The sequence below is a fragment of the Mesobacillus boroniphilus genome (genome assembly GCF_018424685.1).
Classification (GTDB): Bacteria; Bacillota; Bacilli; order Bacillales; family Cytobacillaceae; genus Mesobacillus; species Mesobacillus boroniphilus_A.
On the sequence record NZ_QTKX01000001.1, the window covers coordinates 851,839 to 871,767 of the forward strand.

Sequence of the window (19,929 nt, forward strand, 5' to 3'; positions counted from 1 at the left end):
ATATATGATGAAAGGGATGTAAGAGATGAGAGAATGCTTTGAGGGAAAGGTAGTTATCGTGACGGGAGGCTCAAATGGGATTGGCAAAGGAATAGCAAAGGCATTTGTTAAGGAAAAGGCCATTGTTTGCATTGCCGATGTAGATGAGGAAAAGGGCAAAGAAGTTATCCGGCTGCTGGAAGGCATGGATGGTCAAGCTGCCTTTTATAAAACAGACGTTAGGAAAGAAGAAGATATTTTAAAACTAGTAGAAGGTGTAATTAACGATTTCGGCAAAATTGATATTTTAATCAATAATGCAGGGGTTTCTAGGTTCAAGCCTCTATTTGAACTGACAACTGCCGAGTGGGAGGATGTTGTGTTCACAAACTTAAGGAGTGTATTCATCGGTTCGCGTGAAGCTGCCCGGAGAATGAAATCAGGAGGCCGGATTATCAATATTGCTTCAACAAGAGCAACAATGTCTGAGCCGAACTCAGAAGCATATGCTTCTTCCAAAGGCGGGATCGTTGCATTGACCCATGCCCTGGCAGCTTCACTTCAAAAGAAGGGGATCACGGTCAACTCGATAAGTCCTGGCTGGATCCAAACAGAGGATTATGACGAGCTCAGGGAGAAGGATCATCTTCAGCATTGGTCCAATCGTGTCGGGAAACCTGAAGATATAGCAAAAGCGTGCCTCTATTTAGCTGACCCAGGTAACGATTTTATTAATGGACAGGATCTGGTCATTGATGGCGGCATGACACGTAAAATGATCTATGAAGAATAATTAAAAGAAAGGGAGCTGCGAAAATGATTGCGGTTCCCTTTCAACTTTCAAAAATTTTTTATAAAATAAGAGGAAAGAGTACGCAGTTTGGGAGAGAAGTCATGGGGAATTACACGAAAAAAAAACCCAAAAAGAAAAAGCAAGTACAGAGAAACTTCAATCTGACCCTCTTAATGTTTATTGCCTTTATTGGTTTTTTTCTGCTTGATAGATTCCTGGAGTTATATAATCAGAGTTTCAACAAAATTAATGTTAGTGTGAATAGTTCAATCGGAGAAGTTGCCCAGTATACTCCGATGATTGAGGAAGAATTGAAAAAGGTTGGCCTGGACGGACACACCGTCACAGTCGCGGCTTTGATGATGCAAGAAAGCAGGGGGAAGGGCGGCGACCCGATGCAAGCGTCTGAATCTGCCGGCCTGGCACCAAATACTATTCAGGATCCTGAACAAAGTGTCCAACAGGGTGTAAAGTATTTCCACAGAGTTGTGGAGTATGGTGATAAAATGCAAGTTGATTTTCCCACAGTCATACAGTCATACAACATGGGAATTGGCTATATTGATTTTGTAGCTAAAAACGGAGGGAAGCACAGCGAGGAGCTAGCAAAGAAATTTTCAATGATCCAGGTTAAGAAAAATCCACAAACATATGACTGCGGCGGCGATAAAAACAATTTCCGCTATCCATATTGTTATGGTGATTTTACTTATAGCACAAAGGTCGCAAAACATATGGAATCAATCACGGTCAGTAATCCTTTAAGCGAGGCAGGTACAAAGAGTTCTTTTTAAATTGTATATATGATAACCAAACAAAACATCCGAATTTTGGGTGTTTTTTTGTTTGTAAAATTTTCTCGAGTACAGCAGGAAAAAAGAATTAACATGGTAAATATATTAGTAATAAATACCCATACTAAAATTCAGGAGGTGTGTATTAATGTTTGAATATGGCAAGGACATTCCACTGGACGGTGCAGCTGTAAATCAGGCAGCTCAAAAAGGAAATACTGAAGAACAGGAGATCTCGGAAGTTGCTGTTTTCAGCTTCGACCATCGTAAGGACATTCCATTGGACGGAGTAAAATAGTTCAGTAAAAAAAGCCTGAAAACAGGCTTTTTTTATTGCTTTAAAATTGTTTTGCCAGTTCGTTCGCTCGCTGAATAGCTTGTTGTTTAATGTCCTGTGCTTTATCAGGCGCAGCTGCCATACCTTCTACCGCCAAGGTTTCAACATCTGTCACACCCATAAAGGCAAGAACTGCACGAAGATACCGATCACCAAATTCCAAATCTTTAGCTGGTCCCTCTGAGTACACACCGCCGCGTGCCTGGATATGTAGCGCTTTTTTACCGCCAAGCAATCCAACCGGGCCTTCAGCAGTGTATTTAAAAGTTTTTCCGGCAATTGCAATATTGTCAATATAAGCTTTCATTTTTGGCGGGAAGCTGAAGTTCCATAAAGGAGTCGCAAAAATATATTTGTCTCCAGAAATGAATTGGTCTGTAAGATTATTAATTGCACTTACTTTTTGTTTTTCATCGTCGCTAAGCTGATCGAATGCTGATCCTTGCTGTAGTTTGCCCCAGCCGCTGAAAACATCTGTATCAATGAACGGTACGTCCATTTTATAAAGGTCAAGTCTTATAACTTCATCGTTCGGATTGTTTTCTCTGTAAGCTTTGATGAATTCTTCCCCAACTGATAGACTGAATGATTCCTCTACTGGTTTAGGATTCGCTGTAATGTAAAGTACTGTAGCCATGCATAGTCATCCTTTCTATTTCTGATTAACATTGATATATTCCCCTGATTACAAAACAGTATTCCTTTTCTGGGACAGAAATTTGTCAAACTTCTAATTTCGTGACAACTGAATCCTAGAAATTTTGATGAAAAAGTAAGAAAGTTTTGAATTCGACATAATTAGTGGATTTTTTCGGCATCTTTAGACAAACGCAGACCGAACGTTTTCCTATAATAAAGACAAAAGCTTGTTTGCAGAGGAGGGGATCAGATGAGATCCTACCAGCTATATCTAATAGAAGATGAATTTGCCTCCCATTATTTCGGAAGAGAACGGATGTTTTATCAATTATTTTTGGAATATAGTCAAGCAAACGATGATTTAAAGTCTATTATCGCTAAGCAAGTCAAGTTCGTTACGAAATCCATTCCTGTGCTTCGCATTCATCAGCTCCTGCATCAACAGCTTTCCAAGGCAAAAGGATTCCATGTTGAGAACGGCACATATATTTTTGAAAATAACATAAATAAAAGTTCGGCGACCCTTAGAGTACATGAGAGATGGATGGAGTTAGATTCCCATGGGCAAGTCGACGCGGAGACTGTCTTTTTTGAAATCCTCCGGAAATGTGAATCTTCATTCCTGGCTATCGACCTTGAATCAAACAAATACGGGTGGCTGAAGCCGATTAAAGAACGAATATATGTATAATGAAGGTTGATGTACTTATTGCTGATTGTTTTTAATGCATGATTGCGAAGGAGATGCAAAAATTTTTCAAAATGAGTTGATTTAATAGAGAAAAAAACCAACAGATATTGTATAATAGCTGTTGGTTTAGTACACTGTATGTTAGACAACATGAAGGAGGAAGTTTTATGTGGGATCTAATTCTAGTTGGTATACTGGCATTGGTTGTCGGTGTAGCGCTAGGATTTTTCATTGCTCGTAAATACATGGAGAGCTACTTAAAGAAAAATCCGCCAATCAACGAACAAATGCTTAAAATGATGATGATGCAGATGGGTATGAAACCATCGCAGAAGAAAATCAATCAAATGATGTCAGCAATGAACAAGCAGACAGGGAAATAATAAAGGACAAGCACTCATTCTTAACGATGGGTGCTTTTCTTTTTTTGAATCTTTTAATGGACATAATGAAACGTGGATTTGGCCAAAATGTCTAGGAAAAAAGTTTTAATGGACATTTCAAAGTTTGGATGGCATCAAAATGTCTAAGCAGAAGGGTTTAATGGACATTTCGAAGTTTGGGTGGCATCAAAATGTCTAAGAAAAAGGGTTTAATGGACATTTCGAAGTTTGGGTGGCATCAAAATGTCTAAGAAAAAGGGTTTAATGGACATTTCGAAGTTTGGGTGGCATCAAAATGTCTAAGAAAAAGGGTTTAATGGACATTTTGACGTTTGGGTGGCATCAAAATGTCTAAGAAAAAAGGTTTAATGGACATTTCGAAGTTTGGGTGGCATCAAAATGTCTAAGAAAAAGGGTTTAATGGACATTTTGAAGCTTAAATGGTATCGAAATGTCTAAGAAAGGTGCTTTAATGGACATTTTGAAGTTTAAATGAGATCGAAATGTCTAAGAAAAGTGTCTAAATGGACATTTTGAAGCTTGTATGTGATCAGAATGTCTAAGAAAAGTGTATCATGGAAATTTTGAAGAGTGGATGGACTTAGTATGCCAAGAAGCAAGGTTTGGTTTCATATATTTTATTGATTTGCATAATACTCATTTACCGTCCATGCAATTGACTGGTCTACAAAAATAACGCCTTAGATGGCGTTATTTTTGTTTGCTTGATTTGTCTGCTTCCTTATTTTTAGTGCCTTGCTGGAAGATGGAATCGAAAAATTCGTCTGCTGTTTCCATTACACCACCGTGAAGCTGACCGTCTGCACCAACTTTGTTTTTATCGCCTTTAACTGGATTATGGATTCTTGCCATAGTATGCTCACCTCCTTTAATTAGGCTTTGTCATCATAGTCCAAAATAACCGGCTAAGAGGATTTGTTAAACTTTGGCAGGACATCTGTTAGTCCACCAAGAATAATAAGACCTAAGCAATTTTTTTAAAGGGGATTATTAATATGTACCAATATTTCAACGGACTTGTTATACGGGAAGGTACGGAAGGGATATCGGCGGAGAAGGTCGAGAAGCTTTTTGAAGATGCGGGCTGGGTGCGGAACACTCCAGATTGGCAAAAGGAGAAGTTTTCGCTGATATTCAAAAATTCTACCTGGGCATTTACCGTATGGGATCAAAATGAAATGGTCGGGATGGTCAGAGTTATCTCTGATCAGATTATGGCAGCGAACATTATGGACCTGGCCGTCTTATCGGAATATCGCGGTAAGGGAATTGGCCAGAAGCTTGTGCAGCTTTGTGTACAAAAGCTTCCTCATGGAGACTGGTTTGCCCATACTTCTGCCAACAATTTTAACTTCTATGAAAAATGCGGTTTTGAGGTAAAGGATCTTTCGCAAAATGGTACGTGCGCGTATTATGGGTATATCCAGGCCCGTAAAGATGGGCAAAGATAGGGGTGCAGAAATTGAATCAACATGAATTTGATGCAGTCATCAAGCAGCCAGCGGCTATTAGGTAGGAATACTTCATCAAAAAGGCAGCAGATTATGAAGAGGTTTGGGGACTATATAACGACGGCTGGGCAACTGCTCAAGATGACATGGGCAATACACTGCTCCCATTCTTTCCTAATGAGAAGTTCGCAGAAACCTTTGCGAAAAAAGAGTGGGAAGGCTTTAGGCCAAAAAGAATTGATATGGATTACTTTCTCGAAAACTGGCTTCCAGGAATGAGGTCTGACGGGTTCAAGCCTTCCATTTTTCCAACGGACACAGATACTGCTGTAATGGAAGTGGACACACTGCAGGAAGACTTGGAGGCTGAGATAGAGAAGTATTAATTTGATTTTATATGATATTCAAATTATACCCATTGTGGTATAATTGGATTATCTATGATTTATGAAAGAGAGAGCTGAATAATGTCACGTCAATCTGAAGATGCAGCTGTGCTGGAAAGCCAACCCGAGTGGCTGCAAGCTTATGTAGAATCACCTGAAAAGCAAAAAGCGTTATATAAAAGGACTTTATTAATAGTTGTATTATCCCAGATTTTTGGAGGAGCTGGACTTGCTGCTGGGATTACTGTGGGGGCACTCTTGGCTAAAGACATGCTTGGCACGGATATTGTTGCTGGTCTGCCCATAGCCCTGTTCACCTTGGGATCTGCTGGGGCGGCTCTCGTTGTCGGACGCCTTTCACAACGCTATGGCAGGCGTGCAGGCCTTGCTTCGGGATTTTTAACAGGCGGAATTGGCGCCATTGGGGTAATCATCGCTGCGGTAACGGATAATATCTTTCTGCTCTTTGCGGCGCTTTTGATATACGGTGCTGGAAGCGCGACAAATTTACAGGCACGGTATGCTGGCACGGATTTAGCCAGTGCGAAACAACGGGCAACGGCTGTTAGTATTGCCATGGTTTCAACGACATTTGGTGCAGTAGCTGGTCCTAACCTTGTTGAAGCAATGGGTGAATTTGCTCTGTCAATAGGGGTTCCAGCTTTATCTGGCCCATTCATTCTCGCGGCCGCAGCTTATATCGTTGCTGGATTAGTGTTATTGATTTTCCTCCGTCCAGATCCATTTGTCGTCGCCAGAGCCATTGCAGTGGCAGAACGGAATGCTAAAGTCAGTTCCCCTGATTATGTAGAGGAAGAACTCGTTACGGATAAGCGAGGTATCGGAGTTGCAGCCCTTATTATGGTCCTCACTCAAATGGTGATGGTTGCGATCATGACGATGACTCCGGTGCATATGGGCAGTCATGGACATGACTTAAGCGCAGTAGGCATGGTAATTGGATTCCATATCGGCGCCATGTATCTCCCGTCTTTGTTGACGGGTGTGCTTGTTGATAAAATCGGGCGTGCGACGATGGCGGTCGCTTCTGGGGTTACACTGCTGGCTTCCGGAGTTATGGCTGCTGTTGGGCCGGGTGAATCAATGCTTTGGATCACTCTTGCACTTATTCTACTTGGTCTCGGCTGGAACTTTGGCCTGATCAGTGGAACAGCCCTGCTTGTAGATGCAACAAATCCGAATAACCGAGCAAAAATGCAGGGTACAGTTGATGTTATGGTTGCTTTATCGGGAGCCTCTGGCGGTATGCTTTCCGGCATGGTTGTTGCTAATTCAAGCTTTGCCTTCCTTTCGATGGCTGGAGGAGTACTATCCTTAGTGTTAATACCATTTGTGATATGGTCAAATAAAAAGTAACTTTTTTGAGTCTGGATATCCCAGGCTCTTTTTTCTATTTGCAGGTTTTTAGCTTTCCTTTGTAGAACTTAATTTGATAAAACTTTTGCAGAAAGAGATGGATTAGATGGGTAAATTAGTGTTGCTGAGTGATTTAAAGATTAATCATCCCGCTTTAACTACCAAAATCAAGGAATTAATATCTCCGAAACCTTTTAAACTTGCTTATATCCCGTCGCGAACAGATAAAGAAAGATGGTATTTTGAAAAAGCCAAGCCAGAGTTTACGGCTATAGGTGTTACTGACTTCTTTTATTTTGACATCGATGAGGAGTTCGAGTCCTCACAGCTGGAGGAGTTTAACAGCTGTGATGGCATTTTTCTTTCAGGGGGAAATACATATCAATTTTTGAAAAACCTGAAGGAAAGGAACATCGTCAGCTTAATAAAAGAAATGGTTCAAGAAGGAAAACCGTTAATCGGTGTTAGTGCAGGAAGCATCATCATGTCCAAATCAATCAAGATTGCCGGATTCCATGATCAAAACGAAGTTCAGTTAACTGACTTAAATGGATTAGAACTGGTAGATTTTGAGTTCATGCCACATTGGAACAGAGAAAAAGATCAGCTGGATGCGCTTTTAGAATATTCTCTACTCCAGGAAGAATGCATTTTTACATGTCATGACGGCGATGGAATTGTCATTGATGGAGAAAAGATCGAGTTTTATGGAGGTATAAAAGAAATCCGAAAAGGTGAATTGTTATAAATTTAAAATAGGGTATGCTATCAATGCTCTAACGGACAAACCGAAGACGGAAACCGGAAAAAGTGTCCGATAGAAAGGCTCTAACGGACAAACCGAAGGCAGAAACCGGAAAAAGTGTCCGATAGAAGGGCTCTAACCGACAAACCGAAGACGGAAACTGGAAAAAGTGTCCGATAGAAAGGCTCTATCGGACAAACAGAGGCGGAGATTGAAATAAATGTACCATAGGATTCTATACTATATAAGCCTTTTTATTTTTGAAACTACGTCCTTCGGGCTGAAAGGCTTCAAAATGTAATCGCTGGCCCCTAATTCTTCTCCTCGTTTAAGGTCATGAGCTTCCCCCTTAGCAGAAAGCATGATCACAGGTGTGGCTTTGGTTTTCCTGATTTCCTCCAGGACTGAAAAACCATCTCTTTCAGGCATTAAAATGTCTAGGATGATGACGTCAAAGGAATCCTGCAGCGCTTTCTCCAAAGCTTCTTCGCCATTGTCTGCAACTTCAACATCTAAGGCTTCCCTTTCTAAGTACATCTTTAATAAATGGCTAATTCTTTTTTCATCCTCAGCAACTAGCACTCGTTTTCTCATGTTTCCCCCCTGAAAAATCTTTTGTTTAAAGCAAGTATACACTATTGCTGCGTTGTTTTCTTCTATGCCTAGAGAATTTAACCACGATAAAATAAATTGATTTCGAAAATTGATTGTGCTAATATGTGACCTATAATATTTTAATTCATACTATACATATAGGAATTATAATAATTAAAAGTGGGTGAAGAAAAATGGGCAGAGAATTTATCCCCTTGTTTGATGAATGGGCAGAGTTTTACGACGAAACGGTAGCCGGGGATGACGCTGAATATAAAGAAGTTTTTGAAAAATATGATGATATTTTAGATATAGTAGCAAAAAAGTCAAAGGGTACCGTCCTTGAATTTGGGGTTGGTACAGGAAACCTCACCGAAAAGCTAATCGGCCTGGGCAGAGAGGTATATGCTGTTGAGCCTTCAAAACTGATGAGGGAAAAAACGAAAGCTCGGTTCATGAATCTAAACTTATATGATGGAGATTTTATTCAATTCCCCAATCCTCCTGGAAAAGTAGATTCAATTGTCAGCACCTATGCATTTCACCATTTAACTGATGATGAAAAGGATTCAGCGATAAAGCTGTACAGTGACATGTTAGAAGAAGGCGGAAAGATTGTTTTTGCTGATACGGCTTTTTTAGATGAAAAAGACCGTCAGGAACGGCATAGGATAGTAAAGGGACAAGGGTATGAGAATCTTCTTCAAGACCTGCAGAGTGAGTACTATACGACTCTTGATGTATTGAAGGTGATTTTTGAGAGACATGGTTTCCAGGTTAAGTTTGAAAAGTTAAACACCTATGTTTGGCTGATGGAAGCTGTGAAAGAAAAGAAAAATTAAGATAGCATGGGAGAGTGGCACTATGAGAGTTGGTATTATCGGTGCAATGGATGAAGAAGTCGATTTGCTTCGCAACAAACTGCAAGACAGGGAAAATACGTATCTTGCAGGAAGCGAATTTTATCAAGGGAAGATTGGTAGCTTGCAAGTAGTGCTGCTGAAGTCAGGAATCGGCAAAGTAAATGCCGCAATGGGGACAGCGATCCTGATAGATAAATTCCAGCCGGATATCATCATCAATACAGGTTCTGCAGGCGGATTCCATAGAGAACTTAATGTAGGTGACGTCGTTATTTCCACTGAAGTAAGACATCATGATGTTGATGTGACGATTTTTGGCTACGAATATGGCCAGGTGCCAAGAATGCCGGCATATTTTGCCCCTGATGACAATCTTGTAAGCATCGCGGTAAAGAGTGCTGAAAAGATTAATGACATCCAAGTCGTTAAAGGCTTAATCGCATCTGGTGATTCCTTTATGAATGACCCGAAGAGGGTAGAATTCATCAGAACCAAGCTTCCTAATTTGTATGCTGCGGAAATGGAAGCAGCAGCAATCGCACAGGTTGCCTGCCAATTTGGCATACCGTTTGTCATTATCAGGTCGCTCTCCGATATTGCTGGAAAGGACTCGAATATCTCATTCGACCAATTCCTTGCGACAGCCGCAAAAAACTCTGCAGAATTGATATTACTAATGTTAGAGGAGCTGAAAAAGTAATGGTTAAGAAAATGAATGTTGAAAGCTTTAATTTGGACCACACAAAAGTTGCTGCACCATATGTAAGGCTAGCTGGTACAACACAAGGAGCTAATGGGGATGTCATCCATAAATATGATATCCGTTTTTGCCAGCCGAACAAGGAGCATATGGAGATGCCTGGCCTTCATTCACTTGAACATCTCATGGCTGAAAATATCCGCAATCACCATGCTAGTGTTGTAGATATCAGTCCGATGGGATGCCAAACTGGATTTTATCTCTCTGTGATCAATCATGATGATTACGACAACATCCTGGAAGTACTGGAAAAAACATTGACTGATGTGCTTGAAGCAGATGAAGTACCAGCGTGCAACGAAATCCAGTGTGGATGGGCTGCAAGCCATAGTCTTGAGGGAGCAAAAGAAATTGCGGCAAAAATGTTGGAAAAGAAAGGCGAATGGCGCCAAGTTTTTGCTGAATAAGGAGAGTTAATGCAATGACGGTTTACCGCAGTATCCATGAACTTATTGGACATACACCAATGATTGAACTTACACAATTCCAATTGCCTAACGATGTCCGTCTGTTCGCAAAATTGGAATATCTCAATCCAGGCGGCAGTATTAAGGACCGGCTAGGGGTTGAGTTAATCGACAAGGCATTCCGCACAGGGAAATTAGCAGCAGGAGGAACAGTGATTGAACCAACTGCCGGAAATACTGGGATTGGGCTGGCACTTGCAGCAATCAACAAAGGAATTGATGTTATCTTTGTTGTTCCGGAAAAATTCAGCATTGAAAAGCAGTCGATCATGAAGGCGCTCGGAGCAACAATCATTCATACTCCTACTTCCGAGGGGATGGAAGGAGCAATTCGTAAAACAGGACAATTGCTTACTGAAATTCCAAATTCCTATTCGCCGTCGCAATTCTCCAATTCCGCCAACCCAGAAACCTACTATAAAACATTGGGACCTGAGATTTGGGGAGACCTGGATGGTGAGATTGATATTTTCATAGCCGGTGCTGGTACAGGCGGAACATTCATGGGTACGGCAAGGTTTTTAAAAGAGAAAAATCCAAAGATTAAAACCGTCATTGTTGAACCAGAAGGATCAATCCTTAACGGAGGCAAGTCTGGTCCTCATAAAACGGAGGGAATCGGAATGGAATTTCTTCCCGTTTATATGGACGCAGCCTATTTTGACACGATCCATACGATTTCAGATATAGATGCATTTGACCGTGTGAAGGAACTCGCGGCTAGAGAGGGTATACTTGCTGCAAGCTCATCTGGCGCAGCTCTTCACGCAGCCTTACTAGAAGCTCGAAAAGCCCCTCCTGGCGCAAAAATCGTGACAGTATTTCCAGATGGCAGCGAGCGTTATTTAAGCAAAAAAATCTACGAGGGGGGAATTTAAATGAAACGCAAAACGAAATTAATCCACGGTGGTATTCCCGGCGATAAAACGACGGGCGCTGTTTCGTTTCCTATTTATCAGGTAAGTACTTACAAGCAAGAGGATGTTGGCGTCCATAAAGGTTATGAATATTCACGAACAGGAAACCCGACGAGGTTTGCTCTGGAAGAGTTAATTAAAGACCTGGAAGAGGGAAAACGAGGTTTTGCCTTTGGTTCAGGGATGGCGGCGATCACTGCTGTCATGATGTTATTCAGCACCGGAGACCACATCATCCTGACAGATGACGTATATGGTGGTACCTACCGGGTTATGAACAAGGTACTTAACCGGATCGGAATTGAATCTACATTTGTAGACACAACAGATCTTGAAGCGGTAAAAGCGGCAATTCAGCCAAATACAAAAGCTTTGTATATCGAGACACCAACAAATCCGCTTTTAAAGGTAACGGACATTAAGGCATGTGCAGAGCTGGCGAAAGAAAATGACTTGCTCACAATTGTGGACAATACCTTCAGCACACCATACTGGCAGACACCGTTGACTCAGGGTGCCGATATGGTCCTTCATTCTGCAACGAAATACCTAGGTGGCCACAGCGATGTAGTGGCGGGATTGGTCGTCGTCAATGATGAACAGCTTGCAGATGATCTTCATTTTGTCCAGAACTCCACCGGAGGGATTTTAGGGCCACAGGATTCCTGGTTATTAGTGAGGGGAATTAAAACTTTGGGTCTTAGGATGGAAGCCCACGAGGCGAACACCCAAAAGATCGTCGAGTTTCTCAAGGATCAAAAGAGTGTGGAGAAAATTTATTATCCAGGTCTCGAATCTCACCCTCAGCATGCAATTGCAAAGGAACAGGCTGGCGGATTCGGAGGCATGGTGAGCTTTGATGTGGGCAGTGCTGATAAAGCGGCTGAGGTGTTGAATAAGGTTAAATATTTCACGCTCGCTGAAAGTCTTGGAGCAGTCGAGAGCTTAATCTCTCTTCCAGCAAAAATGACTCATGCATCCATACCGGCTGAGCGCCGAGCTGAGCTTGGAATTACGGACGGGTTAATCAGGATCTCGGTCGGAATTGAAGATGTGGAGGATTTGATTGAGGATCTGAAGCAGGCATTGCAATAGAAGGCTTGAACAAATTGGCGCCCGAAAATCCGTGATTTATGAAAAACAGGTCACCAATAGAATGTAAATAGGCACCGGAATTCAACCGGTGCCTTAATTTTTTGCCCAAAAATGTTATCAAAACTCTTAAGAAGCCTTCTGCTCAGTAAAAGAAGCATGCTGGGCTGCTTTGTTATTTTTAAAAACATTGAATACCAGATTCAATAAGATGGCAGTTAAGCTGCCGGCAACAATTCCGTTGTCTGTCAGGATTCGGATGCTTGTAGGCATTTGTGCGAATAATTCCGGTACGGCTGTCACACCGAGTCCCATTCCGACAGAGCATGCAATGATCAAAAGATTTTCCTGCGATGAGAACTCTACCGCGCTGAGCATCTTGATTCCATATGCGACAACCATGCCGAACATGGCAACCATTGCTCCTCCTAAGACAGGAGTCGGGATAATCGTAGTCAGGGCACCAATTTTCGGTACAAGCCCAAGCAATACAAGGAATGCACCTGCCGTGTATATGACATTCTTTGTTTTGACTCCGGATAACTGAAGTAGTCCAACGTTTTGCGAATAAGTGGTATAAGGAAAAGCATTAAACAATGCTCCGAGGATAATCGCAAGTCCTTCCGCGCGGTATCCATTTTCCAGATCCTTCTCTTCAATCTTTTCTTCACAAATATTTCCAAGCGCAAAGTAAACTCCTGTAGATTCTACCAGACTGACCATCGCTACGAGAATCATCGTCAGGATGGCTGATACTTCAAAAGTTGGAAGGCCGAAATAGAATGGAGCTGGCATATGAAGCCAGGAAGCCTCCCCAACAGCCTCGAAATTAACCATTCCCATAAAATAAGCCACGATGGTTCCCCCAGCCAATCCCAACAGAATCGCAATGGCACGGACGAATCCTTTAAAGAAACGGAATAACACAATAATGAACAGCAATGTGCCAAATGCAAGTCCGATATTTGTAAGAGAACCAAAGTCAGGGCTGCCCAGTCCGCCAGCCATGTTATTCATTGCAACCGGGATTAAAGTGATACCGATTATTGTTACAACAGACCCAGTCACAACCGGAGGGAAAAACCTGACAAGCTTTCCAAAGAATTTTGAAATAGCGACGACGAATATACCCGAAACAAGGATTGAGCCATAGATGGCGGAGATGCCATATTGTCCGCCGATCGCGATCATCGGTCCTACGGCAGTGAACGTACAACCTAGAACCACAGGAAGGCCGATTCCAAAGAATTTATTTCGCCATACTTGAAGAAGAGTTGCGATACCACACATGAAAATATCAATCGAAACTAAATAGGTTAACTGTTCTCCTGTTAAACCGAGTGCTGCTCCGACAATTAACGGAACAATTACCGCTCCTGCGTACATCGCCAGTACATGCTGGATTCCTAATGAAGCAATTTTTAAAGGGTTCTGTTTCATCGCGTCAATTCCACCTTTGTCTCAGTTGTTTGTTGTTCAAAGCTGACTATGCCATCTTCAAGGGAGCTTATAGTAGCCAATGATTCGACCGTGTAGCCCTTATCTCTAAGAAGAGAGCCGCCATCCTGAAATCCTTTTTCGATCACAATTCCGATTCCTGCAATTGATGCTTTCGCCTTGCTGGCTATTTCTGCAAGACCAAGTGCGGCTTGTCCGTTGGCAAGGAAGTCATCAATAATCAACACCTTATCGTTTTCTGTCAGGTATTGATTTGAAACGGAAATCTCACTTGTTTCCTCCTTGGTAAAAGAGTAGACAGAGGCTGTAATCAGATTATTTACGAGAGTAAGAGATTTTCTTTTCCTTGCAAAAACAACTGGTACATTCAGCTGAAGACCTGCCATAACAGCAGGAGCAATTCCGGACGATTCAATCGTCAGTATTTTGGTGATTCCGCTATCGGCAAACCGCTGAGCAAATTCCTTCCCGATTTCAAGCATAAGCTGCGGATCAATCTGGTGATTTAGGAATGAGTCAACCTTAAGTACAGATGATGACAGGACGCTTCCTTCTTTTTTAATTTTTTCAATAAGCAGTTCCATTGTATTCCTCCTCTGATAGTGAGGGCTGTAAAATATAAAAAAGCCCAAAGCCATGCATTCACATCATAAAATGAGTGAAGCAATGGCCTTGGGCTAATACACAAGCTGCGGGCAAATAGAGGTTAGATCGACCCCTGCATTGCTCACTCATAGTCGGATCATTTACGGTAATCCGGTAGAAACTTGCGGGCCATATCCCCGCGATTATATGAGTGAATGATTAATTTATAGATTATTATATCATTATTTTACTTTCATTCAACTAATAATACGAAAAAACCGAACGAAATAATTTGTATAGGTCTAAATATTCGTATTTGTAGGGTTTTTAATAAAAATAAATGATATTACTAATAGAAAAAATCTTCCCCATTTTACAAATATTTGATAAACTATTTAAGCATTTGAGGGGTTTGGGGGATATACATATGAGCGTGTTCAAGGATTTATTATGGTATTTCAAGTCGGAGAAAAAGGCTTATTTGACCGGGATTTTCCTGCTTTTATTTGTGGCGATGCTCCAGCTTGTCCCACCGCGAGTCATTGGGATTATAGTAGATGAAATTACCAATGGGACGCTTACGGCGGGAAAACTTTGGAAATGGGTTTTTGTATTAGCAGCTACAGGACTGGCGATGTATTCACTTCGTTATTATTGGAGAATCATGATTTTTGGTTCTGCGGTAAAACTGTCGCGATTATTAAGGAATCGGCTTTATGCCCATTTTACTAGTATGTCGCAGTCTTTTTACCAGAAAAGAAGGACAGGGGATTTGATGGCCCATGCCACTAATGACCTTTCTGCGATCCAGCAGACAGCAGGTGCCGGTGTCCTGACGTTTGTTGACTCTGTCTCAACCGGAGGCTTCGTTATCATCGCGATGGCAGCGACAATTAGCTGGAAGCTGACTTTGATCGCTTTGATTCCAATGCCGTTCATGGCTTTGCTGACAAGTTGGTACGGGACGATGCTTCATAAAAGGTTCCATAAGGCTCAGGAAGCTTTTTCGGATTTGAATGACAAGACACAGGAAAGCATCACTGGTATCAAAGTCATTAAAACATTTGGCCAGGAAAAAGAAGATATTGAGGATTTTCGCAAACAGTCTGAGGATGTTGTGAAAAAGAACATTTCTGTCGCGAAGGTCGACGCATTATTCGACCCGACGATTTCCATCATTGTTGGCATATCGTTTTTCTTATCGATTGCTTATGGGGCAAGGTATGTGTTGAACGGGGAACTGACAATTGGACAGCTGGTATCTTTCACATCATATCTTGGCTTGCTGGTTTGGCCAATGCTTGCGTTCGGCTGGTTTTTCAATATTGTTGAACGTGGTAGGGCTTCATATGACCGCGTTTCAGCATTACTTGAGGAAAAAATCGATATTCAGGACAAACCAGATGCCCTGGACATTGTCCCAAATGGCGATATTCAGTATGATATTAAATCGTTTACCTATCCAAGTGACCATGAACCGATATTAAAGGATATTAAATTTGGGCTTGGGAAGGGGAAGACGCTTGGAATCGTCGGAAAAACAGGAGCCGGTAAAACGACTCTATTGAAGCTGTTGATCCGTGAATTTGACCTTTCTGATGGAAGCATCAGCATTGGCAGCAGGAACATTCAGGACTACAAGATGGATCGTTTAAGACAGGCAATTGGATACGTTCCACAGGATCATTTTCTTTTCTCGGCGACTGTTCAGGAGAACATAGCTTTCGCGAATCCTTCTGCCGATAAGGAGGTCATCTATAGTTCAGCTAAAGTGGCGAACATCCATGATGACATTCTTGAATTTACAGATGGCTATCAAACCGTTGTCGGGGAGCGCGGGGTTTCACTCTCAGGCGGACAGAAGCAGCGTATTTCGATTGCCCGCGCATTGGTGATGAATCCAGAAATCCTTATCCTGGACGATTCCCTTTCGGCGGTCGATGCGAAGACCGAGGAACAGATCTTATCAGCATTGAAAGATAATCGAAAAGACAAGACAACAATTATTACTGCTCATCGGTTAAGCGCCATTCACCACGCTGATCTGATCGTTGTTCTTGAAGATGGACGGATTGCTGAACGAGGTACCCACGACCAACTGATGGAGCATGACGGCTGGTACAAGGATATGTATTTAAGGCAGCAGCTTGAAGAGCTTGTTGAGCAGGGAGGATGACCAATGGAAAAAACGCCTGTACTAAACGCTAAAGAGCAGCGTTCCGTTCTGTTCCGGCTACTTGCGTATGCAAAGCCTCATTTAAAAATGATTTTTGTAGCATTTGGATTCCTGCTGCTCGCCACTGTTGGGGATGTGATCGGACCGATCTTGGTGAAAATTTTTATTGATGATTATTTGAGGGAAGGCTACTTGCCTTTTGAGCCGCTTTTGATGCTCGGGGCTGCTTATATCGGAATCCAGATACTCAATGTGCTCGTGTCCTATTTTCAGCTTCTGAAGTTCCAGGAAATTGCGCTGAAAATCATCCAGCAAATGAGGATTGATGTCTTTACAAAGGTGCAGCAGCTTGGATTGAAATATTTTGATAAAACGCCTGCCGGCTCACTTGTATCGAGAGTGACAAATGATACCGAGGCAATCAAAGATATGTTCGTCAGCGTGATTGCGACTTTTATCCAAAGCGGCTTCTTGCTGTTCGGAATCTTTGTCGCAATGTTCATCCTGAATGTGAAACTGGCTTTATTCACGATGCTTATTTTACCGTTCATTGTGTTCATCATGAGCTTGTACCGAAAGCTAAGCTCAAGGTTTTACCAGGATATGCGTGAACGCCTGAGCCAACTGAATGCGAAGCTCAGTGAATCACTCCAGGGTATGTCGATTATCCAGATGTTCCGACAGGAAGAAAGGCTGAAGAGGGAATTCGGCGAAATCAACGACAAGCACTTTGAGGCAGGCATGAAAAACATCAAGGCAGATGGGCTCCTGTTACGACCGGCCGTTGATCTGGTCTATATTTTAGCGTTAATCATCGTCCTCAGCTTTTTTGGGATTAGTTCTTTTGATAGTCCAATTGAGATTGGTGTGCTATATGCATTCATCAATTACCTGGATCGTTTTTTCGAGCCTGTGAACAATATGATGATGCGACTTTCCATGTACCAGCAGGCGATTGTCGCTGCATCACGTGTTTTCAAACTGCTTGATGAAGCTGAGCTTGCTCCGGCACAGACTGGAACAGAGGCTGATAGAATCAATGAAGGAAAAATAGAATTCAAGGATGTTAGTTTCTCCTATGATGGCAAAAGAGATGTATTGAAAAATATCAGTTTCACAGTGAAACCCGGAGAAACTCTTGCTTTTGTCGGCCACACCGGAAGCGGAAAGAGTTCTATCATCAACCTTTTGATGCGCTTTTATGAGTTCAAGCGCGGCGACATTTTGATAGATGATCATTCGATAAAAAATTACCCGGTAAAAGAGCTGCGTGATAAAATGGGGCTGGTACTTCAGGATCCATTTTTGTTCTACGGAACAGTCGGCGATAATATCAAGCTGCACAATAGCGCCTTGACGGAAAAAGATATTAAGAGGGCAGCTGAATTTGTCCAGGCAGATTCCTTCATTGAAAAGCTTGAAGATGGATATTCTCAAAAAGTAACAGAGCGAGGCTCCACTTTTTCAAGCGGACAGAGGCAGCTGATTGCATTTGCGAGGACGATTGCAGCAAATCCGAAAATCCTTGTGCTGGATGAAGCGACTGCAAATATTGATACGGAAACCGAAGAGGCTATCCAGACTGCACTCGCCAGGATGCGCAAAGGCAGGACAACGATTGCCATTGCCCATAGGCTGTCGACCATCCAAGATGCAGACCAGATCATCGTTCTCCATCATGGAGAAATAGTTGAACGCGGAACACATCAGGAACTGCTTTCACAACAGGGACTTTACCATAAGATGTATCTCCTGCAGAATGGTTCAGTAGAACGATTGGAAGATGTTGTTGGATAAAAAGAAAAGCGGAAGCGCCTTGGTAAGGCCCGACAAGCGCTGCCCGACAAGAACGCCACGTCCTTTGGCTGTCGGGTCTATCACGTCCTGTGCCTCGGAGGACCTGACAGTGAAGTCGTTCTTTGACTTCATTGACAGGACCGAAACCGAAAAGTTTAGCCGACTGTCCAGAAACGTAGAAACTGGAGACTCCGACAAAGAAGCGCTTTTTGCTTCTGCCGGCGGAGTTGAAGTTTCGGAGTTTCTAGGAGGCGACACTAGACAAGCGACTCGAGGGATTAGGCGCTGGAGCTGGACAATTCACGAAGTGAAAATTTATACTTTCTAGTCCATTAAAAAACAGCTATAACGCTTATGGCGTTTAGCTGTTTTTAATGGGCTGCTATCTTTTTTATGTAGACGCGGTTATATTCATTTAATAGTTCATCAAGTTCCTGGCTATAGTGGATGGCAATTGTAGAATTCAGGCCGTTCTTGGAAGCGATTTGTATCAGCTCTTCTCGTTTCTTTTCAATGAGGGTAATCAGTTGCTCTTTAGACAATGTGAAAATCCTTTCTTGTTTTATCTCTCGGCAGTATATCAATATATTTATGTAAAATCGTTATAAATATAGAAATTATTACAAGTGCTATATTAGTATATAGCATTTACTGCCAAATTTCAAAAGAAACATTTGTAAAATATTTTCCTGTAAAAATTATACACCATAGTTAATTACCCAGTTTTTAAAAAGTTAAACACCTTTTTTATAGAAATTAATAAATTGTTCACAGTTAAACTATAATAATAGTAAATGGTTTTGTTAGAATGGGAATATCGTATATGGACTGGAGATGGAATTATGACAGATATAAATATATTCATTGCTATGGGAGCGGGATTCCTTAGCTTTATTTCTCCGTGCTGCTTGCCGCTTTATCCGGCATTTTTATCTTATATTACAGGGATGTCTGTCGGAGAACTAAAAAGCGAAAATGCAATGCTCCAAAAGCGCAGTCTGCTCCATACACTGTTTTTCTTGCTGGGCTTTTCGGTGATTTTCATTGCAATTGGTTTTGGGACCTCTTTCGTAGGCCAATTTTTCATGCAGTACCAGGATCTCATCCGTCAGCTGGGTGCAATCTTTATTGTGGCCTTCGGGTTGATGGTGATTGGCTTCTTTAAGCCTGAGTTTTTGATGAAAGACAGGAAAATAGAATTCAAGAACCGTCCATCAGGTTATTTTGGATCGTCGTTGATTGGCATGGCCTTTGCGGCTGGCTGGACACCATGTACTGGTCCAATCCTCGCATCGGTCATCCTGCTTGCGAGCTCAAACCCTGGTTCAGGAATGCTTTATATGATCGCATATACACTTGGTTTTGCGATTCCGTTTTTCATTCTTTCATTCTTTATCGGAAAAATGCAGTGGATCCGCAAGCATAATGTGAAAATTGTTAAAATCGGCGGCTATATCATGATACTAGTCGGAATCATGTTGTTCTTCGACTGGATGACGAAGCTGATTTCGATTCTATCAATGTTTTTTGGCGATTTTACAGGATTTTAACAAAGGCACAACTGAATGCAAGTAAGCTGAGCTTTTAAAAGGGTTTTAGGTCTCTTTTCTTTGAAGGATGTCTT

Annotated in this window: 24 protein-coding genes and 1 riboswitch; of the genes, 18 read left to right on the top strand and 6 right to left on the bottom strand. The window is 41.9% G+C overall.

The genetic code is table 11. The features are described from left to right. The first annotated feature begins 25 nt into the window (after positions 1–25). The 3 genes from DYI25_RS04200 (at position 26) to DYI25_RS04210 (ending at position 1,864) form a co-directional block, all read left to right on the top strand. On the top strand, positions 26–772 hold the full coding sequence (locus tag DYI25_RS04200) for an SDR family NAD(P)-dependent oxidoreductase (RefSeq protein ID WP_213367199.1): 747 nt from the start codon (positions 26–28) through the stop codon (positions 770–772). Between the two features lie 101 nt (positions 773–873). Beyond that, complete coding sequence (locus DYI25_RS04205) at positions 874–1,566, top strand: lysozyme family protein (protein ID WP_249745236.1); 693 nt, start codon at positions 874–876, stop codon at positions 1,564–1,566. 148 nt (positions 1,567–1,714) lie between these two features. After that, positions 1,715–1,864: a hypothetical protein gene (locus tag DYI25_RS04210; RefSeq protein WP_213367200.1), complete on the top strand. Its 150-nt coding sequence runs from the start codon at positions 1,715–1,717 to the stop codon at positions 1,862–1,864. A 40-nt stretch (positions 1,865–1,904) separates the two neighbouring features. On the opposite strand, the gene DYI25_RS04215 is transcribed toward DYI25_RS04210, so the two are convergent. Then, positions 1,905–2,540, bottom strand: a complete 636-nt coding sequence (locus tag DYI25_RS04215) for an FMN-dependent NADH-azoreductase (protein ID WP_213367201.1) — start codon at positions 2,538–2,540, stop codon at positions 1,905–1,907. A 252-nt stretch (positions 2,541–2,792) separates the two neighbouring features. Here DYI25_RS04215 and sirA point away from each other — a divergent pair, with 252 nt between their 5' ends. Together sirA and DYI25_RS04225 are read left to right on the top strand one after the other, a co-directional pair. Further along, positions 2,793–3,233 (top strand): sporulation inhibitor of replication protein SirA, encoded by a 441-nt coding sequence (gene sirA / locus DYI25_RS04220; protein WP_213367202.1) that lies wholly within the window; start codon positions 2,793–2,795, stop codon positions 3,231–3,233. Positions 3,234–3,400: 167 nt separating this feature from the next. Next, positions 3,401–3,616, top strand: a complete 216-nt coding sequence (locus tag DYI25_RS04225; protein WP_041966564.1) for a YneF family protein — start codon at positions 3,401–3,403, stop codon at positions 3,614–3,616. A 711-nt stretch (positions 3,617–4,327) separates the two neighbouring features. On the opposite strand, the gene DYI25_RS04230 is transcribed toward DYI25_RS04225, so the two are convergent. After that, the gene (locus tag DYI25_RS04230; protein WP_213367203.1) at positions 4,328–4,489 is read right to left on the bottom strand and encodes a hypothetical protein; all 162 of its coding nucleotides are present in this window, start codon (positions 4,487–4,489) and stop codon (positions 4,328–4,330) included. 143 nt (positions 4,490–4,632) lie between these two features. On the opposite strand from DYI25_RS04230, the gene DYI25_RS04235 reads away from it, so the two are divergent. From DYI25_RS04235 to DYI25_RS04250, 4 genes are all read left to right on the top strand, one after another. Next, positions 4,633–5,088 (top strand): GNAT family N-acetyltransferase, encoded by a 456-nt coding sequence (locus DYI25_RS04235; RefSeq protein WP_213367204.1) that lies wholly within the window; start codon positions 4,633–4,635, stop codon positions 5,086–5,088. Positions 5,089–5,162: 74 nt separating this feature from the next. After that, positions 5,163–5,474, top strand: a complete 312-nt coding sequence (locus DYI25_RS04240) for a DUF2750 domain-containing protein (RefSeq protein WP_342032506.1) — start codon at positions 5,163–5,165, stop codon at positions 5,472–5,474. Positions 5,475–5,555: 81 nt separating this feature from the next. After that, entirely contained in the window at positions 5,556–6,851 is a 1,296-nt protein-coding gene (locus DYI25_RS04245; protein ID WP_213367205.1) for an MFS transporter, read from the top strand. Between the two features lie 106 nt (positions 6,852–6,957). After that, the gene (locus DYI25_RS04250) at positions 6,958–7,599 is read left to right on the top strand and encodes a Type 1 glutamine amidotransferase-like domain-containing protein (protein ID WP_213367206.1); all 642 of its coding nucleotides are present in this window, start codon (positions 6,958–6,960) and stop codon (positions 7,597–7,599) included. Between the two features lie 237 nt (positions 7,600–7,836). On the opposite strand, the gene DYI25_RS04255 is transcribed toward DYI25_RS04250, so the two are convergent. Further along, positions 7,837–8,190, bottom strand: coding sequence for a response regulator transcription factor (locus DYI25_RS04255; protein WP_213367207.1), 354 nt, complete (start codon positions 8,188–8,190; stop codon positions 7,837–7,839). 194 nt (positions 8,191–8,384) lie between these two features. Between DYI25_RS04255 and DYI25_RS04260 the strand changes: the two genes are divergently transcribed. Genes DYI25_RS04260 through DYI25_RS04280 form a run of 5 tightly spaced genes read left to right on the top strand, consistent with a single transcriptional unit; the run spans position 8,385 to position 12,292 of the window. Continuing rightward, on the top strand, positions 8,385–9,032 hold the full coding sequence (locus DYI25_RS04260; RefSeq protein WP_213367208.1) for a class I SAM-dependent DNA methyltransferase: 648 nt from the start codon (positions 8,385–8,387) through the stop codon (positions 9,030–9,032). 22 nt (positions 9,033–9,054) lie between these two features. Continuing rightward, the gene (mtnN, locus tag DYI25_RS04265; protein WP_213367209.1) at positions 9,055–9,753 is read left to right on the top strand and encodes a 5'-methylthioadenosine/S-adenosylhomocysteine nucleosidase; all 699 of its coding nucleotides are present in this window, start codon (positions 9,055–9,057) and stop codon (positions 9,751–9,753) included. After that, entirely contained in the window at positions 9,753–10,220 is a 468-nt protein-coding gene (locus tag DYI25_RS04270; protein WP_213367210.1) for an S-ribosylhomocysteine lyase, read from the top strand. The genes mtnN and DYI25_RS04270 overlap by 1 nt, the downstream gene beginning before the upstream one ends. Positions 10,221–10,234: 14 nt before the next feature. Continuing rightward, entirely contained in the window at positions 10,235–11,158 is a 924-nt protein-coding gene (locus DYI25_RS04275; protein ID WP_213367211.1) for a PLP-dependent cysteine synthase family protein, read from the top strand. Continuing rightward, positions 11,159–12,292, top strand: a complete 1,134-nt coding sequence (locus DYI25_RS04280) for a bifunctional cystathionine gamma-lyase/homocysteine desulfhydrase (protein ID WP_213367212.1) — start codon at positions 11,159–11,161, stop codon at positions 12,290–12,292. It abuts the gene before it with no gap. Positions 12,293–12,418: 126 nt separating this feature from the next. On the opposite strand, the gene DYI25_RS04285 is transcribed toward DYI25_RS04280, so the two are convergent. Continuing rightward, positions 12,419–13,729: a nucleobase:cation symporter-2 family protein gene (locus tag DYI25_RS04285; protein ID WP_213367213.1), complete on the bottom strand. Its 1,311-nt coding sequence runs from the start codon at positions 13,727–13,729 to the stop codon at positions 12,419–12,421. Beyond that, on the bottom strand, positions 13,726–14,331 hold the full coding sequence (locus tag DYI25_RS04290) for a xanthine phosphoribosyltransferase (protein WP_213367214.1): 606 nt from the start codon (positions 14,329–14,331) through the stop codon (positions 13,726–13,728). Before DYI25_RS04290 ends, DYI25_RS04285 begins: the two co-directional genes overlap by 4 nt. Before the next feature lie 130 nt (positions 14,332–14,461). Further along, a riboswitch (purine riboswitch) is annotated at positions 14,462–14,563 on the bottom strand. A gap of 196 nt (positions 14,564–14,759) precedes the next feature. On the opposite strand from DYI25_RS04290, the gene DYI25_RS04295 reads away from it, so the two are divergent. The 3 genes from DYI25_RS04295 to DYI25_RS04305 all read left to right on the top strand — a co-directional run bounded on the left by DYI25_RS04295 (position 14,760) and on the right by DYI25_RS04305 (position 18,633). After that, the gene (locus DYI25_RS04295) at positions 14,760–16,508 is read left to right on the top strand and encodes an ABC transporter ATP-binding protein (RefSeq protein ID WP_213367215.1); all 1,749 of its coding nucleotides are present in this window, start codon (positions 14,760–14,762) and stop codon (positions 16,506–16,508) included. Positions 16,509–16,511: 3 nt separating this feature from the next. Next, on the top strand, positions 16,512–18,305 hold the full coding sequence (locus tag DYI25_RS04300) for an ABC transporter ATP-binding protein (RefSeq protein WP_213367216.1): 1,794 nt from the start codon (positions 16,512–16,514) through the stop codon (positions 18,303–18,305). A gap of 109 nt (positions 18,306–18,414) precedes the next feature. Then, a complete protein-coding gene (locus DYI25_RS04305; RefSeq protein WP_213367217.1) occupies positions 18,415–18,633 on the top strand; it encodes a hypothetical protein in 219 nt (72 codons plus the stop codon). A gap of 43 nt (positions 18,634–18,676) precedes the next feature. Here DYI25_RS04305 and DYI25_RS04310 read toward each other — a convergent pair whose 3' ends face one another. Beyond that, entirely contained in the window at positions 18,677–18,847 is a 171-nt protein-coding gene (locus DYI25_RS04310; protein WP_102262370.1) for an aspartyl-phosphate phosphatase Spo0E family protein, read from the bottom strand. Between the two features lie 300 nt (positions 18,848–19,147). Here DYI25_RS04310 and DYI25_RS04315 point away from each other — a divergent pair, with 300 nt between their 5' ends. After that, positions 19,148–19,855: a cytochrome c biogenesis CcdA family protein gene (locus DYI25_RS04315; RefSeq protein WP_213367218.1), complete on the top strand. Its 708-nt coding sequence runs from the start codon at positions 19,148–19,150 to the stop codon at positions 19,853–19,855. The last annotated feature ends 74 nt before the right edge of the window (positions 19,856–19,929 follow it).

Excerpts from the sequence above, each read along its gene's own strand:
- DYI25_RS04215 (WP_213367201.1), bottom strand. The coding sequence starts at position 2,540 with ATGGCTACAGTACTTTACATTACAGCGAATCCTAAACCAGTAGAGGAA.
- DYI25_RS04285 (WP_213367213.1), bottom strand. The coding sequence starts at position 13,729 with ATGAAACAGAACCCTTTAAAAATTGCTTCATTAGGAATCCAGCATGTA.
- DYI25_RS04260 (WP_213367208.1), top strand. The coding sequence starts at position 8,385 with ATGGGCAGAGAATTTATCCCCTTGTTTGATGAATGGGCAGAGTTTTAC.
- DYI25_RS04295 (WP_213367215.1), top strand. The coding sequence starts at position 14,760 with ATGAGCGTGTTCAAGGATTTATTATGGTATTTCAAGTCGGAGAAAAAG.
- DYI25_RS04225 (WP_041966564.1), top strand. The coding sequence starts at position 3,401 with ATGTGGGATCTAATTCTAGTTGGTATACTGGCATTGGTTGTCGGTGTA.
- DYI25_RS04275 (WP_213367211.1), top strand. The coding sequence starts at position 10,235 with ATGACGGTTTACCGCAGTATCCATGAACTTATTGGACATACACCAATG.
- mtnN (WP_213367209.1), top strand. The coding sequence starts at position 9,055 with ATGAGAGTTGGTATTATCGGTGCAATGGATGAAGAAGTCGATTTGCTT.
- DYI25_RS04290 (WP_213367214.1), bottom strand. The coding sequence starts at position 14,331 with ATGGAACTGCTTATTGAAAAAATTAAAAAAGAAGGAAGCGTCCTGTCA.
- sirA (WP_213367202.1), top strand. The coding sequence starts at position 2,793 with ATGAGATCCTACCAGCTATATCTAATAGAAGATGAATTTGCCTCCCAT.
- DYI25_RS04300 (WP_213367216.1), top strand. The coding sequence starts at position 16,512 with ATGGAAAAAACGCCTGTACTAAACGCTAAAGAGCAGCGTTCCGTTCTG.
- DYI25_RS04230 (WP_213367203.1), bottom strand. The coding sequence starts at position 4,489 with ATGGCAAGAATCCATAATCCAGTTAAAGGCGATAAAAACAAAGTTGGT.
- DYI25_RS04245 (WP_213367205.1), top strand. The coding sequence starts at position 5,556 with ATGTCACGTCAATCTGAAGATGCAGCTGTGCTGGAAAGCCAACCCGAG.
- DYI25_RS04200 (WP_213367199.1), top strand. The coding sequence starts at position 26 with ATGAGAGAATGCTTTGAGGGAAAGGTAGTTATCGTGACGGGAGGCTCA.
- DYI25_RS04270 (WP_213367210.1), top strand. The coding sequence starts at position 9,753 with ATGGTTAAGAAAATGAATGTTGAAAGCTTTAATTTGGACCACACAAAA.
- DYI25_RS04255 (WP_213367207.1), bottom strand. The coding sequence starts at position 8,190 with ATGAGAAAACGAGTGCTAGTTGCTGAGGATGAAAAAAGAATTAGCCAT.
- DYI25_RS04205 (WP_249745236.1), top strand. The coding sequence starts at position 874 with ATGGGGAATTACACGAAAAAAAAACCCAAAAAGAAAAAGCAAGTACAG.
- DYI25_RS04315 (WP_213367218.1), top strand. The coding sequence starts at position 19,148 with ATGACAGATATAAATATATTCATTGCTATGGGAGCGGGATTCCTTAGC.
- DYI25_RS04280 (WP_213367212.1), top strand. The coding sequence starts at position 11,159 with ATGAAACGCAAAACGAAATTAATCCACGGTGGTATTCCCGGCGATAAA.
- DYI25_RS04210 (WP_213367200.1), top strand. The coding sequence starts at position 1,715 with ATGTTTGAATATGGCAAGGACATTCCACTGGACGGTGCAGCTGTAAAT.
- DYI25_RS04250 (WP_213367206.1), top strand. The coding sequence starts at position 6,958 with ATGGGTAAATTAGTGTTGCTGAGTGATTTAAAGATTAATCATCCCGCT.
- DYI25_RS04235 (WP_213367204.1), top strand. The coding sequence starts at position 4,633 with ATGTACCAATATTTCAACGGACTTGTTATACGGGAAGGTACGGAAGGG.